14 protein-coding genes are annotated in these 15,360 nt (G+C 37.9%); 2 read left to right on the top strand and 12 right to left on the bottom strand.

Annotated features, from left to right (window positions below; translation table 11 throughout):
* Positions 1-11 precede the first annotated feature (11 nt).
* Positions 12-488, bottom strand: coding sequence for a branched-chain amino acid aminotransferase (locus ACIFOT_RS06110; RefSeq protein WP_430063101.1), 477 nt, complete (start codon positions 486-488; stop codon positions 12-14).
* Between the two features lie 113 nt (positions 489-601).
* Positions 602-2,131, bottom strand: coding sequence for a DHA2 family efflux MFS transporter permease subunit (locus ACIFOT_RS06105; protein WP_430063098.1), 1,530 nt, complete (start codon positions 2,129-2,131; stop codon positions 602-604).
* A 185-nt stretch (positions 2,132-2,316) separates the two neighbouring features.
* Here ACIFOT_RS06105 and ACIFOT_RS06100 point away from each other — a divergent pair, with 185 nt between their 5' ends.
* Positions 2,317-3,210, top strand: coding sequence for a TetR/AcrR family transcriptional regulator (locus ACIFOT_RS06100; RefSeq protein ID WP_430063095.1), 894 nt, complete (start codon positions 2,317-2,319; stop codon positions 3,208-3,210).
* 59 nt (positions 3,211-3,269) lie between these two features.
* On the opposite strand, the gene ACIFOT_RS06095 is transcribed toward ACIFOT_RS06100, so the two are convergent.
* The 4 genes from ACIFOT_RS06095 to ACIFOT_RS06080 all read right to left on the bottom strand — a co-directional run bounded on the left by ACIFOT_RS06095 (position 3,270) and on the right by ACIFOT_RS06080 (position 6,134).
* On the bottom strand, positions 3,270-3,752 hold the full coding sequence (locus ACIFOT_RS06095; RefSeq protein WP_430063092.1) for a PaaI family thioesterase: 483 nt from the start codon (positions 3,750-3,752) through the stop codon (positions 3,270-3,272).
* A gap of 30 nt (positions 3,753-3,782) precedes the next feature.
* On the bottom strand, positions 3,783-4,934 hold the full coding sequence (locus ACIFOT_RS06090) for a lactate 2-monooxygenase (RefSeq protein ID WP_430063088.1): 1,152 nt from the start codon (positions 4,932-4,934) through the stop codon (positions 3,783-3,785).
* 146 nt (positions 4,935-5,080) lie between these two features.
* Positions 5,081-5,773, bottom strand: a complete 693-nt coding sequence (locus ACIFOT_RS06085; RefSeq protein ID WP_430063086.1) for an LrgB family protein — start codon at positions 5,771-5,773, stop codon at positions 5,081-5,083.
* Positions 5,757-6,134: a CidA/LrgA family protein gene (locus ACIFOT_RS06080; RefSeq protein ID WP_430063083.1), complete on the bottom strand. Its 378-nt coding sequence runs from the start codon at positions 6,132-6,134 to the stop codon at positions 5,757-5,759. The genes ACIFOT_RS06085 and ACIFOT_RS06080 overlap by 17 nt, the downstream gene beginning before the upstream one ends.
* Before the next feature lie 238 nt (positions 6,135-6,372).
* On the opposite strand from ACIFOT_RS06080, the gene pepF reads away from it, so the two are divergent.
* Positions 6,373-8,187 carry an oligoendopeptidase F gene (gene pepF, locus ACIFOT_RS06075; protein ID WP_430063080.1) on the top strand — a complete coding sequence of 605 codons (1,815 nt, stop codon included), beginning with the start codon at positions 6,373-6,375 and terminating at the stop codon, positions 8,185-8,187.
* 45 nt (positions 8,188-8,232) lie between these two features.
* Here pepF and ACIFOT_RS06070 read toward each other — a convergent pair whose 3' ends face one another.
* The 6 genes from ACIFOT_RS06070 to ACIFOT_RS06045 form a co-directional block, all read right to left on the bottom strand.
* Complete coding sequence (locus tag ACIFOT_RS06070; RefSeq protein ID WP_430063077.1) at positions 8,233-9,558, bottom strand: aspartate aminotransferase family protein; 1,326 nt, start codon at positions 9,556-9,558, stop codon at positions 8,233-8,235.
* A gap of 42 nt (positions 9,559-9,600) precedes the next feature.
* Positions 9,601-10,434: an ABC transporter ATP-binding protein gene (locus ACIFOT_RS06065; protein ID WP_430063075.1), complete on the bottom strand. Its 834-nt coding sequence runs from the start codon at positions 10,432-10,434 to the stop codon at positions 9,601-9,603.
* Between the two features lies 1 nt (position 10,435).
* Entirely contained in the window at positions 10,436-11,233 is a 798-nt protein-coding gene (locus ACIFOT_RS06060; RefSeq protein ID WP_430063072.1) for an ABC transporter permease, read from the bottom strand.
* Between the two features lie 98 nt (positions 11,234-11,331).
* Positions 11,332-12,324, bottom strand: coding sequence for an ABC transporter substrate-binding protein (locus ACIFOT_RS06055; RefSeq protein WP_430063070.1), 993 nt, complete (start codon positions 12,322-12,324; stop codon positions 11,332-11,334).
* A gap of 23 nt (positions 12,325-12,347) precedes the next feature.
* A complete protein-coding gene (locus ACIFOT_RS06050; protein ID WP_430063067.1) occupies positions 12,348-13,442 on the bottom strand; it encodes an iron-containing alcohol dehydrogenase family protein in 1,095 nt (364 codons plus the stop codon).
* Between the two features lie 285 nt (positions 13,443-13,727).
* Positions 13,728-15,107: a sigma-54 interaction domain-containing protein gene (locus tag ACIFOT_RS06045; protein WP_430063064.1), complete on the bottom strand. Its 1,380-nt coding sequence runs from the start codon at positions 15,105-15,107 to the stop codon at positions 13,728-13,730.
* Positions 15,108-15,360 lie beyond the last annotated feature (253 nt).

Here is a 15,360-nt window from a genome sequence, read left to right as displayed (position 1 = left end):
TGGTTAGTTTTTTATGCTGCACCATTAACGGAAGCGACTAGCTTAGATAAGAAACTGTATATTAGCTGAAAGGCTTCACTAATTGTCATTTCCTCTTGAAAACCTTCAACATAATTGAGGGTAAAATTTAAATTCCAAAGACCATCTTCAGAACTAAACATCAAATCAAATTTGGCATCATCACCATTTAGATTCGAATTTAAATATTCCTTTATGTATTTATCATATTTCTTTTGCAGTTTTAAACCTAACATGACATCATAGGTTCCAAATACATCGTCCACTTCTAAGGAAACCGCTTCAACCCTAATCTCTTCAAATGAACTTAGTTCCATATAAATAAACTCGTTTTTGTGTTTTTTTAGATAATCAATCGACTCGTTTAAAAATGTCGAAGACTCTTCTGCAATCATCGTCTCTGTTTCTTTACTGCAGCGCTCAATGTATACGTGGGAAAATAGCATTTTGGGATCTTTTTCTTTTAACATATTAAATTCTCCTTTTTTGCAAAATATCTTACGTTAATATTGATGGATTGATTTAAAAATAGCAAATTTTCGACTCAAAAAAAAGAGGTGACTATGAAAGTCACCTCAAGACATTAATTTTCTGCTAATTTACCTGTTACCTTTTTGCTAATTGTCTGTGTATCACCAGGATCTTCCGCTTGTTTAGCACGCTTAATAAAGAATGAAAGCAACAATGCAAGTCCTGCGATGAATACTGTAACATAGAATGCATCATTTATTCCTTCGAGCATCGCCTTCATCATAATTTGCTGTTTCATTTCAGCCAGTACTTGAGGTGTAGGCTGTTTAGTCAAATGTTTCATTGCTGCGGCACCAATTTCAGTAGCATGCGTTTTTGCACGATTTGACATGATCGTCACCAACAATGCTGTTCCGATAGCCCCAGACACTTGCTGCATAGTATTGTTCATGGCAGTTCCATGTGGATAAAACCTAGCTGGCAATTGGTTTAATCCATTTGTTGTTACAGGCATATTTACCATCGAGAAACCGAACATCCGTAATGTGTATAAAAGTATTAAGTGTAGATAAGTAGTTTCAAGCGTTAATTTGCTGAATAGATAACTTGTTATTACGGTAATCGCTAACCCAATTATAGCTAATAATCGACCGCCAAACTTATCAAATAATCTGCCGGTAATTGGCATCATGATTGCCATAATTATGGCTCCAGGCAGCAACATTAATCCTGCATCTAACGGAGAAATTCCACGAATGGTTTGAACGTAAATTGGCAATAGAAGCATACCCGAAAACATGGCCATTGTAACGACCATAGAAATAGCTGATGACAACGCAAATGCAGGGTATTTATAGATACTAAAATTAAGCATAGGTCGTTCTAGTTTGAATTGGCGCAAAATAAATGCCAATAATGATACCACTCCAATGGCAATGGTTCCATATACTTGCGGACTATCCCAGCCTTCCTTGCCGGCTGAACTAAATCCATATAGTATACCTCCGAACCCCAAGCTTGATAACAAAACTGAAAGGAAATCAAGACGTATATCTACTTTATCCTTTTTATCTTTTAGCATAAAAAAGCCAATGAATATTACCAGGATTGCAATAGGTGTAACAAAATGGAAAAGCATTCTCCAGTCATAATGTTCAATGATCCAACCAGAAAGAGTCGGACCGGTTGCTGGTGCAAACATAATAACTAATCCGAAAACCCCCATCGCTGCTCCTCGTTTTTCGATTGGAAAACTTGTCAACATTACATTCATTAGCAACGGCATCATAATCGCTGAACCAGATGCCTGAATCATCCGGCCGGCTAATAATAGTGGAAACGCATGAGCAAATCCGGCTAAAACAGTACCAATTGTAAATAAACCCATAGCTGCTAAGAATAATTGCCGGACTGAATACTTTTGAATTAAAAATGCAGTAACTGGTATTAGGACACCGTTTACCAGCATAAATCCAGTTGTCAGCCATTGAACGGTCGATGGTTCAACTTTTAAATCCTTCATAATTGAAGGCAGCGCGATATTTAATAAAGTGTTATTTAGAACTGCTATAAAAGCTCCAATCATCAGGACGGCAATAATTCCGTACGGTGGACGATTAGTTTGTTTATTTGATTGTTCCATTGTATTCCTCCCTGTGTACCCCTTGTTCATTTTTTTATACCCCTGTTTCACACTTACATAATAATATACGCATGGTTCAATTTTTGCAATAAAAAAGTTTGCTTAATATTAAGGTTTGTAAAGAAAACGTTTTTAATGTACTATATTTTTGTACACTAAGTACAATATGAAACCAAGGTGATTTTATGAATGACCGAAAGCAGCATGTTGTCAAAGTAGCACACCAGCTATTTATCGATAAAGGATTTCAAGCCACATCAATCCAAGATATTTTAGAATATAGCGGCATTTCAAAAGGTACTTTTTATAACTACTTTTCATCAAAAAACGAACTATTAATGGCCATTTTCAAAACGAACTATGCCGAATTAGATAAAGAACGGAATGAACTATTAATTGGCCAAAACCGTTCAGATTTAGAGATTTTTATAAAACAAGTAGAAATACAATTAAGGACAAATAGAAAGAATAACTTAATTTCATTATTTGAAGAAGTAATGGTTTTAAATGATGCAGATCTTAAGGAATATATCCAACAAGGCCAATTAAAAAATATAAGTTGGATATATGATCGGTTAATCGACATTTTTGGTGAAAAAAGGAAACCTTATTTATTGGATAGTGCGATAATGTTTATGGGGATTCTTCGTGAAAATCTTAAATATTATCTAAGGGCAAATGAATCAAATGCAAATATTGGTCACGTGGTCCGTTTCTCAGTAAAGCGTTTGGTGAAATTAGTCGATGAATTAGTGGAATCTGATGATCAATTAATTCAGCCAGAGCTATTTGAAAGCTGGCTGCCTGACTGCAGAAGACCGAATCACGCATTTCAAAAAAAGCTCCATCATACTATTTTTATACTGAAAAGTACTTTTATTCAAAATGAGAAACAGTCAAAATCCACCGAGTTATTAGATTTTATTGAGGATGAACTGATGGACTCAAAGAGTCCACGAAGATTCCTCATTGAAAGTGCCATCCTTTCATTAAAAACATTTGGAAGAAAAGAAATCGAAAAAGACCTCCAACAGCTCGAACAGTTCGTTGAAGAATATTTCGGAGAAGCATCTTTTTAGGTTCCAAATAAAAAAGCGCCAGCGACCATCAAATTTTGATGACGTGGCGCTTCTTCTTTTTATTTGACTAAGAATGTACTCGGCATGACCACAGCAACGACCTCTCCGCGGGCACAGAGGGTATCCTCAGCATAAACTTCCGTTTCCACTTTAAATTTCTTCGGGTGAATCTCGGTCACAGTTCCAATCGCTTTTAACGGTACACCATTCGGGGTTGGCTTTAAAAAGTTAACATTTAAAGAAGCTGTCACAAAGCGCGGCGGTTCTGCGCTATCCCCTGGTTCATGACCGTTTTTCCGATGAAGCGCCAATGCGGCAGACCCCGTCCCGTGGCAATCAATGAGCGAGGCAACAATTCCGCCGTAAACAAACCCTGGAAGTGCCATGTGCTCCGGTTCAGGGGTATAAATGGTAATGGTTTGTTCACCATGCCAGCCTGATCGGAAATGGTGCCCGGCTTCATTCATTCGGCCGCAGCCATAACACCACGCAAAATCCTCTGGATATTCATCTTGAATGGCTTTTAAAACCTTTTCTTCCAAGGTGCTCCCTCTTTTCAACGTTTTATAAATTTATATTTTTTTTAATAAATCTCGGGTTAGCTCGCCAACAGAACGTTTCCCAGATAAAGCTAATGTTAAATCAAAATCAGCAAGCAAATTTCTCATGACCTGTTTAACCCCTTCTTCTCCAGCTAAAGCAAGCCCATACATGAATGGCCGGCCGATTAATACCGCTTTTGCACCTAATGCTAATGCTTTGATTATATCAGAACCTCGACGAATGCCGCTGTCCAATAAAACAGGAATTTCCCCCTTAACAGCATCAATGATATCTGGTAATGCATCAATAGCGGCAATCGCTCCATCCACTTGTCTGCCGCCATGATTGCTGACAATAATCCCGTCAACTCCATGTTCAACTGCAAGCTTTGCATCATCTGGATGCAAGATGCCTTTTAACAGGATTGGCAGCGATGTTTGACTTTTGATAAACTCTAAATCCTGCCAGGTTAAGGTTGGATTCCCGAAAACGCGGGACCAAAGCATGATGGCCGATTTCATATCCTCTTGAGGAGATTTCTCCAATCTCGAGCAAAAAACGGGGTCCTCAAGGTAATTCCCAATTCCCTTCGCTTCTAAAAACGGCAGGTAGGCATGCTCAATATCCTTTTCCCGCCATGCCATCATTGGTGTATCAAGAGTAATAACAATCGCACTATAGCCAGCTGCTTCTGCCCTTTTGACCATACTTGCTGCAATTTCCCGGTCATTACTCCAATAAAGCTGGAACCATCTTTCCCCTTGTTTTGCTTCTGACGCAATTTTTTCCAAGCTGTATGTAGAAGCTGTACTTGCAATAAAAGGAACCTCCATTGCTGCTGCACCTCGGGCACTTGCTAACTCCCCTTCTGGGTGCACAATCGATTGAACTCCGACTGGTGCAAGCAATAGCGGATAAGGGAGTTTTTTGCCAAAAAGCTCAATGCTTAGGTCCCTTTTAGATGTATCACATAACATTCGCGGAACGATTTGCCATTTTTCAAAAGCTTTATTATTTTGTTTGGCTGTAATCTCGGCACCTGCTGAAGCAGCTACATAGTAATAGGGTTTTGCATCCAAAAGCGCCTGCGCCTTTGCTTCTAGTTCTTCATAGGAAACTGGTATAATGTTTTTTTCCAACTGCTGATACACCTTTAATTGAACATGATTCCCAAAACTCAAATCTCATTCCTCCCCCTTAACTGCAAACGCTTACCTTTTTATGATACCATTGAAAAAAATAAAGGGTCAACGAATAGACACACTATTATAAAAATAAGGAAGTGAAAAGACTTCACTCCCTTTTTTTAAAGTTTTCTTTTTTCATCTTAGAGATAAAAATAAATGAGAAATGGTGTAATCAATGACATACACAGCGCTGCTGTGATCATCGCGATGCTTCCCATCGCACCTTCTACTTCTCCCCAATCAAACGCCCGTTTCGCTCCTATTGCTTGAGCGGATGTTCCCAAGGCTAACCCCTTAGCAATTTTACTCTTGATTCGCGTGTATTTTAATAAACCTGGTCCAATAACCAGTGAAAAAATGGCTGAAACAAAAACAAAAGAAACCGTTAAGGATGGAATCCCTCCTAGTGATTGTGAGATAGAAAGGGCAATTGGAGCAGTAACAGATTTGGGAATCATCGAAATCATCATTTCTTGATTCATATGCATTACCTTGGTTAACGATACTATAGAAGCCACACCTGTCAACGTACCTGTCATTACTGCACAAACAATAATGAAGAAATATTTTTTAATCAAAGCAACTTGTTTATATAAAGGGACAGCAAGTGATACCGTTGCTGTTCCCATTAGCAGTGAGAAGAGATCAGTTCCAGAAGTGTATCCAGTAAAATCGAGATGAAAAAGGGTCAGAAGGCAAATGATAAAAACCGTACAAGTATATAACGGATTAAGCCAAGCCTTTTTAAATTTTTGAAAAACCAGTACCCCAATTAAGTAGCTTGCAACTGTAATAAAAGTACACAATAGAATATTATCAATCATTTTCTCCATTTCGTTTGCTCCTTTTACTATTAGTTTCAATAATTTCAGCAATTATGGCTGTTATAAACAGTACAACCAGACTACTAACGGCTAATATCGTCGAAAGCTTTACCCCTTCATTTCGAAAAATCCTGGTAAAATGCCATACTCCTACAGCAAAAGGAATAAAAAGAAGAGTTATATGCTTGATATGCAACTGAGCAACTGACTCCACCCATTTTAAATCACAAATCCTTAATATCAAGGCTATGAATAGTAATATCATACCGACAATACTTCCAGAAAACGGGAGACTAAACCAAGTTACCAGCCCATTTCCCAATAGATAAAAAAAGAGGATTGTTAAAAACTGAACAACATATCGAACCATTCTTTTGTACCTCCAATACCTATGGAAACAGCAAGAATCGTTTTCCTTTTTGTAAGTATGTCATACGAAAAACGGAAATTCATTATTGTTGTCAGGATTCCTTACTAGGAAATTTGCTGATGAAAAAGAAAAATGTCAGAAAAACTCACATTTTTTTTGACCATCTTCTAGTTGACATAATTTCCAAATATTATAAGATAAAATTTAGTAGTGCGAAATAAATAAGGGGTGCAAAACGATGGAAAAAACAGTTGATAAACGACTAAATCGCTCAGAAATAACAGAGGAACTGACTTGGAATCTCGATGATTTATTCCCATCAGAGCAGGCATGGGAACAAGAATTAAACGTAATTGAAAAGGATATTTCTCAGTTTGATAGATTTAAAGATACCTTACATACTGGATCTAAAGCCTTATTAGATTGTTTAGTCGCACAAGAACATCTTTCTATGAAAATTATTAAAGCTTGGACTTTCGCGAGTTTGAAACAATCTGCAGATGGAACTGATCCCAATCATCAAGCCAATTTGGCTAACTTCTTTTCCTTACGAACAAAAAGCATTGCTGCTCTGTCCTTTATTGATTCGGAAATTCTAGCCCTTGAAGATGGAATGGTTGAAAAATACCTTCAGCAGGAACCTGAGCTCCAACCTTTTCGCAAAAATTTATTAGAGCTGCTTGAAACGAAAAAATACAAGCTATCGGCAGAAACGGAGGAAGCACTGGCTGCACTTGGTGAGCTGCAAGGTGCCCCCTACCAAATTTATCAAATGAGCAAATTAGCGGACATGGAGTTCGCACCTATTCAGGACGCGAATGGGAACGAATTGCCTGTATCGTTTGCCTTATTTGAGAACCGTTATGAATTTTCACCAGACACTGAGATTCGGAGAAAAGCGTATAATTCTTTTGTTTCCACACTTAAGCAATATAAAAATACAATGGCAGCAACATATGCTGCAGAAGTCATAAAGCAAGTCACCCTTTCCCGCCTGCGGAAATATGATTCGGTTACCCATATGCTGCTAGAGCCGCACCAGGTATCACTAGAAATGTATAACAACCAAATTGACATTATTTATCAAGAGCTCGCCCCTCAAATGCGCCGCTTTGCCCAACTGAAACAGAGACTTTTAGGTTTGGACAAAATGCTTTTCTGTGATTTGAAAGCGCCATTGGATTCGGATTTTAATCCTTCGACGACATTCGAAGAAGCTAGCCAATTAATTTTAGAATCGCTTAAGATCATGGGACCTGAATATACCGAAATCATTGAACGGGGATTCAAGGAAAGATGGGTTGACCGCGCTGATAACGTTGGAAAATCTACTGGTGCCTTCTGTTCTAGCCCATATGGTTCGCATCCATATATTCTTATCACATGGCAGGATAATATGCGCGGTTGTTTCACCCTTGCTCATGAATTCGGTCATGCCGGACATTTTTATTTAGCCAATAAAAATCAACGAATCATGAATGTGCGTCCATCAATGTATTTTGTAGAGGCCCCTTCCACCATGAATGAAATGCTTTTAGGTCAGCATTTACTTTCTAATACAGAAGATAAACAAATGCGCCGCTGGGTGATTCTGCAATTACTGGGAACGTACTATCATAATTTTGTCACCCATTTGCTGGAAGCAGAATATCAACGCCGGGTATATGCACTTGCTGAAGAAGGTAAAGCGCTAACAGCCAAAACATTAACAGAATTAACAAGTGATGTCCTGACCGAATTCTGGGGAAATACAGTTGTGATCGATGAAGGTGCAGGCCTAACATGGATGCGACAGCCTCATTATTACATGGGACTATACCCATATACCTACTCTGCTGGCTTAACTGTTTCTACAGCTGTGGCCCAAATGATAAAAGAAGAAGGTCAGCCAGCTGTCGACCGTTGGCTTGACGTAATGCGGGCAGGTGGAACAATGAAGCCATTAGAGCTCATAAAGCACGCTGGTTTAGACATGTCGAAACCAGATCCAATCCGTAAAGCAGTTGCTTATGTGGGGTCACTAATTGATGAACTCGAACAGTTATATAACTAACGTAAAAAATAAAAAACCCATGAGATTCATGGGTTTTCTTTTGACTTAATTTTCTACAAGATTCAAAATTGTGGCTTCATATTCAGATAATGCTTCATCTAGAATTTTTAATCCCTCATCAATTTGTTCTTTTGTGACGATTAACGGTGGAATCATTCTAATTACTTCGCTATGATTTCCGCAAAGGTAAAATAATACCCCTTTTTCAAGCGCCAAATCAAGAATTTTTAACAATGCCTTGCCATCCGGATCCCCAGTCTTTGGATCAACAATTTCAATTCCAATCATTAGACCAACAGCACGAATGCTGCCGATAACAGAGTGCCTTTCTTTAATCCGCTCAAGCTGTTCAACTGCATACTTTCCCATATTCCTTGTGTTTTCAAGAAGGTTTTCCTCTTTCATCACTTCCAAGGTGGCAAGTCCAACTGAACATGCAATTGGATTACCGCCAAACGTTGTCCCATGACTGCCTAGCGGCCATTGCTTCATTAAATCACTCGATGCGACAGTTGCGCTTAAAGGGAGACCAGAAGCAATCCCTTTTGCAATTGCCATTATGTCAGGAGTGACATCAAAAGTTTGTGCCGCGAACCATTCTCCCGTACGTCCAAATCCAGTTTGGACTTCATCAAAAATGAGTAAAATGTTATGTCGGTCACAAATTTCACGGACTCTTTTCAACCAGCCTTTTGGTGGAACAATATATCCGCCTTCTCCAAGGACCGGTTCTAAAATTACACATGCCACTTCTTCTGGAGTAACTTGATGACTAAATAGACTAGCAAAATCTTTTTCTAATTTTTCAATAACAAATGCTTCTGGATCTTTACCTTGTGGACACTCTTTCACATTGGCATAAGGAATTTGATAGGTTAGACCGGATGGCTGCATAAATTTTCGGTATTTACTTTTTGAAGTGGTGACACTTAGCGCCCCTAATGAACGGCCGTGGAAACAACCTGTAAAAGAAATCACATAAGGCCGTTTTGTAACATATTTTGCGAGCTTAATCGAACCTTCGATTGCTTCTGCACCACTGTTTGCAAAGAAAAAGCAATCAAGATCCCCCGGTAAAATTTCGGCAAGCCCATCTGCTAAACGTAAAATGGATTCATACATAATGACACCAGAAGGTCCATGCATTAAACCATCGGCTGCATCTTTAATCGCTTGAACAATTTTTGGATGCCGGTGTCCAACATTGGTAACAGCAATTCCGGATGTAAAATCAAGATATTTTTTTCCATCAACACCGTAGTAATAACAGCCCTCTTCTTTCACAACAGGTAGATTCGGATGGTCCTTCGCCATACTAGGAGCAAGACGATTTGGCATATTTTTAAAAAGATGTTCCCAATTTTTCCCCATATTTTGATCCCCCCATAAGTAATACATCACTTGTAAAATTTATTATTTGATAGATTTTAAACTTTCTTCCCTGATTAGAGATAGTAATTCTTCCTTATACTCTGCAAATTCCACGGTCGCCTTCACACTGAAATCTCTTGGTCTTTCTAAGGTAATCGGAACCTTTTTCTTTAATCGTCCTGGTCTTGCCGTCATCACATAAACAGAGTCTGCTAAGAAAATAGATTCATCTACATCATGGGTAATGAATAAAATCGTCTTTTTTGACTCTTCCCATGCTTTTAATAACACTTCCTGCATGATGTTCCTCGTTTGCGCATCTAAGGCTCCAAACGGTTCATCCATTAATAATATTTTCGGATCGTTTGCTAAAGCGCGGGCAATAGCGACACGTTGTTTCATACCACCTGACAATTGAATCGGATAATGTTTCTCAAAGCCTTCAAGACCAATTAATTGCAAATAATGACGTGCCACATCGTCCCGTTCTTTTTGTGAAATTCCTTTTAACTTTAAACCAAAGGTAATATTCTCTTTAACGCTTAACCATGGATACAAGGTATAGGATTGAAATACCATTCCACGGTCAGGACCAGGTCCCTTTATTTCATCCCCATCTAGGAGGACTTTACCTGATGTTGATTCTTCCAATCCTGCCACAATTCGCAAAACGGTTGATTTTCCACACCCTGATGGACCTAAAATCGTCACAAACTCTCCTTCTTCAATCGAAAAGGAAGTCTTTTCTAATGCAGTCGTTTCACCGCTTTTTGTTTTAAAGATTTTACCTACTTCTTTAATTTCTAATTTTGGTTTACTAATGTTAGGAAATATCGGTTTTAATTTTTCTACTTCTTTAATAACTGGAGTGACCATCCTACAAACCATCCTTTCTCATCCACGAAAACGAAGCGCGGTAAATGGCTTTAAAAATAATATCGGTTATGAGGCCTAATAAACCAATGATTAAAATCCCCACGATGATTTTATCTGGCTGTAAAAACCTTGATGCTTGCATAATCATGTAACCCAATCCGCTTGATGCACCGACAATTTCAGCTACGACTAAATAGGTCCACGCCCATCCAAAGGTAATCCGAAGGGTGTCGACAATTCCCGGCAAGGAAGCTGGAAGAATTACCTTTGTAAAAACCTGTGCCTTCTTGGCCCCTAAAGTATAGGAAACATCAACCAAATCATTTTGAACGTTTTTTGTTACATCCATAACCATTAACGTAAGTTGAAAAAATGTTCCTAAGAAAATAACACTCATTTTTTCAGCCTCTCCAAGACCAATCCATAAAATCAATAAAGGGATGAATGCTGACGCTGGCATATAACGAATAAATCCGATGACAGGTTCAAAGGCCCCTTCCATAATCCTCAATGAACCCATTAAGATTCCTAAAGGAATCCCAATAATGGCAGCAATAAGAAACCCCATTAACACCCGCGAAAAACTAATTCCGATATCTGAAAGAATGTCTCCATTGACGAATAAATCAACGGCTGTAGCTAACACTGCTGACGGACTAGGTAAAAATAGGGGATTCACCAACTTGCCGTAGCTTAGCACGGACCATACCAATAATAATAGAAGAAACGTAAGAAAGCCTGCTGATGTATAAAGTGGTTTAGATATTTCTTTATTAGGAGTTAATAATTTAGCTAACATTAAATCACCTATTTTCTCTATTAATCTTTTATAAAAAAGCCTAACCAATAAGGCAGGAAGAACACCTCATGAGTCAGGCTTCATATAAATCCTATTTTCTATTTTTGAAAGCTTGGATTGATGACATCATCCACTTTTGGTTCTTTTTCAATTATCTTTTGATCTTTGTAAAACTTAATTGCATTGTCTGCTGATTGATAGATGTCACCTTTTGCACTTTCAGTTCCGAAAAGTTTTTGATTATCCTCTTTGGAGAAGAATTTTAATCCGGTTACCGTTCCTTCAAATTCTTTCAAATCGATTTTAAGACCTTTGGCCATAATTTCGTTCGCTTCTTTCTCATGCTCTTTCCAATATGTCATCGCTTCACCCATCGCCTTAACAAATGCTTTTACATCTTCGGGGCGGTTTTTGATAACATCTTCCTTAAAGCTGACCGTATCCACAATAATTCCAGGCAGATCCTTTGTCGTTAACAATACTTTTCCGTTTGCTTGTGATCCCTTTGTTAACCAAGGCTCCCATGTTACCGCGGCATCAACTTTACCGGCAGCAAAAGCGGCTCCTGCATCTCCAGCTGACATTTGAACGACTTGTACATCTTTTTCTGTTAATCCGCCTTGTTTTAATGCTTGTAAGGCAAGCATATGGCTTGTTGAACCTACTTCAAATGCAACCGTTTTTCCTTTTAAGTCTTTAACACTATTAATATTATTTTTCACGAGAATCCCATCTCCGCCGTGGGAATCATCCAATAACCAAACAACTTGAACCGGAATATTTGAAGCCGCTAAAGATACCTGGACATCAAGTGCCGTTGCCATTCCATCAATTTTTCCGCTTGCCAGCGCTTGTTTTCGTTCGCCTAATCCTTCAACAATGGAAAGGTCCACATCAATACCGTTCTTTTTGAAAAAGCCTTTTTCCTTGGCTAAAAATAATGGCCCATAACCCGTCCAAGTTGGCAGCGTCACTTTCAATGGTTCAGACGACTTTCCATTCTTGGAATTGCCCGAAGCTTCCTCTTTACCGCATGCCGCTAACGCTAGTAATAACATCATCGAACAAACAACCATTAACCATTTTTTCATTCCTATTTCCCCCTTTATATTTATCATGAAATACTTAAAAACTCTTTTCCTATTCCATCCGCTTGTTTTACAGCTTTTATCACCATTTCTGGTGTAACATCAAACGGCATGTTTGCCATATCTTCAATCGTGACGGTTATTTCACCTAGCTTTAACCATTGATAATCGGTTAATTCCTTTATACCCATTTGCTCCAAAGTAAAGGGAAGTCCGATTTCCTGATAATAACGAATTAAGTTTGGCAGCTCTTCTTCCTTCGATTCCATACATAATTGAGCAAGAATTCCGAAGGCAACAATTTCACCATGATACGATTGATGACATTCCGGAAATATCGTTAAGCCTGAATAAATGGCGTGGGCACCTGCTGTCCGACAATCATCCCCACCGTACCCGCTCACACTTCCACTTACCAAAATAATCGCATCGACAACATCTTCAAATGCTTTCGTTAAAGAATGGGATTCAACAGATTGAATCGCTTCATGACCAATTTCATGTAGAGTTTTAAAAACTTGAGCTGCTATCGCAAAGGCTGTTTGATTTAACGCAGTTGGATTCGCTTTTTTTATAGTAGCCCTTGTTTCAAACCATTTTGCCAGGGTATCACCAATCCCCGCAATAAAAAAGCGAACGGGAGCTTTTAAAAGGATGTTCGAATCTACTAAGACTAGTTCTGGAGCTTTCGACTCCCTCCCAATGCCAATAAATTCACCTTCATCGTTATAAAGAATAGAAATAGGTGTTGCCGCAGCACAAGTGGCCGCTATGGTTGGGATGACAACCAATGGTTTATTTAGTTTGAATGCCACAGATTTAACCGTATCAATGGCCTTGCCTCCACCTGTTCCAATTAAAACATCGAAGTCTTGGCTCTGTAATTTGTCTACCAGTCTATTAATATTGGTTTCAGAAGATTCTCCACCATACCAAAGGGAGGGCAACATAGACATACCTTCTGCGGACAAACTCTTTCTTAATGTGTCTTCTACAATATCAACACTAACCTGTCCTCCAATAAGTGCAGCAGTTTTTCCGAAATTTCTTATGTACGATCCAGCCGCTGTTAATATACCGGTCTCTCTTACATACTGTGCAGGTCCTACAGTCACTTTCATATTCCATCCCCCTTATTATTGAAAAACCGTAAGATATATAACATTCTTTTAATATAAATATTCAAAATTCTTATGTCAATATAGATTTTAAATATTCAGTAATTAAATGTTTATAGATAAATGGAAATAAATATACATTACTCTAGTTATTTAAATATATTTTCCAATTATTATTGTTGAATAAATATTAATTTTATAATATTAATAACTCTCCTTTCCGCCCCCATCCTCTACCTAAATTTTTCTTTTTATTAACAATAAAACATGCAAGTTCTATGCCACTTTTTAATCTATTCCATATTTTCTGAGTTTTCTAAACACCGATGGTTGACTGATGCCTAATGCTTTGGCGATTTGAGTCATAGTTTTGTAACGTTTTCTAGCTTTTAACAGGACTTGCTTTTCAACGCTATCAAGTATTTCATCCAATGAGCGATTCGCACCTTCAATCGTTGCAACCTCTTGGTAGGTCTTTCGATAGCGTTCAGGCAGGTTTTCTACTTCAATTAACTGTTTAGAGGACGTAACCACTAGCCTCTCAATTAAATTGATTAACTCTCTCACATTCCCTTTCCATTCATTTGTCAGCAATAAATGAATAACACCTTCATCTAGGGCTCGTTCTCTGTAATATTTATCAGAGAAATACTTTAAAAAGTAGTCAACTAAGGGAATAATGTCCGTTGAACGTTTTCGTAATGGAGGGATGGTGATTGGCACAACATTTAGACGAAAAAAAAGATCCTGGCGAAACGTTTTTTCCTCAATCGCTTTCTCTAAATCTTTATTTGTGGCTGCTAAGATTCGGAAATCAACCTTTCGGACCTTTGTTCCTCCGACACGGTAAAACTGCTTTTCCAGAATAAACTTCAATATTTTTACTTGATTAGCTAACGATAACTCCCCAATCTCATCCAAAAATAATGTCCCACCCTCTGCAAGCTCCGCTAAACCTACTTTTCCTTTATTGCTTGCACCTGTAAAGGACCCTGATTCATAACCAAAAAACTCTGCTTCAAATAGTGATTCAGGGATTGCCCCACAGTTCACTTCAATAAATGGACCATCTTTTCTAGGACTTTTATTGTGAATAAATTTCGCTATGTGCGATTTCCCAACTCCTGATTCACCAAGAAGTAACACATTTACATCGATTTCAGCTACCTGTAAAGAAAGTTGTAAAACCTTTTTCATTTCATCTCCGCTTGCAATCATGCCTTCAGTATAGAAATGAAGATTTCTAAGCATTTCAAGCTCACTTTTTACTCTTTCCATTTCATCTTCCATATCAGTTAAATATTTTTGCATATTTAGTAACTCAGTAATATCATGTGAATAACTAACGATTCGCACAAGTTGATTATCCTGATTGAATACCGGTATACCAGTAACCAATAATTTTTTCCCATCATTTGTGGTTTGGACAATTGTAATTTTCTTCTTTTCTTTTAACACCATGGGGGTCAAGATTGGTGTAAAAACTCCTTCTTTTTCTAGTTCATAAACCGACCGGCCAACCATTTCATTCGATTTTAAGTTATAAATACCTTCGGTGGCTTCACTTACTTTCAAAATAATCCCATCCGTATTTGTCACTAAAATATCATCTTGCAAAGAGTGCAGAATGGCTTCACTTTCGTTCCAACTATTTTTTTCATTGACCATAAAAATCTCCTCCTCTCACCATCTTTTATACAACTTCATTTATTCAATTTTGAATAAATGAAGTGAAAAATCCACCAATAATTCAGTTATATCAAATAAACGATTGTTTTTATACAATTTTGAATATTTTATTTATAATTGAATTAAATATTAGTCCCCTTCCATCCCCAATACTCTTTATTAAAAATTGAGAATTCCCGACAAAAACATTAATAAGAGAACATATTTATTAATATTACAGCCACATTTATAA

The organism is Neobacillus sp. NRS-1170 (assembly GCF_050468025.1).
Note: the sequence above shows the minus strand (reverse complement) of the source record. Positions and strands in the feature narration are given on the sequence as shown.

Excerpts from the sequence above, each read along its gene's own strand:
- pepF (WP_430063080.1), top strand. The coding sequence starts at position 6,373 with ATGGAAAAAACAGTTGATAAACGACTAAATCGCTCAGAAATAACAGAG.
- ACIFOT_RS06105 (WP_430063098.1), bottom strand. The coding sequence starts at position 2,131 with ATGGAACAATCAAATAAACAAACTAATCGTCCACCGTACGGAATTATT.
- ACIFOT_RS06085 (WP_430063086.1), bottom strand. The coding sequence starts at position 5,773 with ATGGAGAAAATGATTGATAATATTCTATTGTGTACTTTTATTACAGTT.
- ACIFOT_RS06045 (WP_430063064.1), bottom strand. The coding sequence starts at position 15,107 with ATGGTCAATGAAAAAAATAGTTGGAACGAAAGTGAAGCCATTCTGCAC.
- ACIFOT_RS06060 (WP_430063072.1), bottom strand. The coding sequence starts at position 11,233 with ATGTTAGCTAAATTATTAACTCCTAATAAAGAAATATCTAAACCACTT.
- ACIFOT_RS06050 (WP_430063067.1), bottom strand. The coding sequence starts at position 13,442 with ATGAAAGTGACTGTAGGACCTGCACAGTATGTAAGAGAGACCGGTATA.
- ACIFOT_RS06100 (WP_430063095.1), top strand. The coding sequence starts at position 2,317 with ATGAATGACCGAAAGCAGCATGTTGTCAAAGTAGCACACCAGCTATTT.
- ACIFOT_RS06065 (WP_430063075.1), bottom strand. The coding sequence starts at position 10,434 with ATGGTCACTCCAGTTATTAAAGAAGTAGAAAAATTAAAACCGATATTT.
- ACIFOT_RS06110 (WP_430063101.1), bottom strand. The coding sequence starts at position 488 with ATGTTAAAAGAAAAAGATCCCAAAATGCTATTTTCCCACGTATACATT.
- ACIFOT_RS06070 (WP_430063077.1), bottom strand. The coding sequence starts at position 9,558 with ATGGGGAAAAATTGGGAACATCTTTTTAAAAATATGCCAAATCGTCTT.
- ACIFOT_RS06080 (WP_430063083.1), bottom strand. The coding sequence starts at position 6,134 with ATGGTTCGATATGTTGTTCAGTTTTTAACAATCCTCTTTTTTTATCTA.
- ACIFOT_RS06055 (WP_430063070.1), bottom strand. The coding sequence starts at position 12,324 with ATGAAAAAATGGTTAATGGTTGTTTGTTCGATGATGTTATTACTAGCG.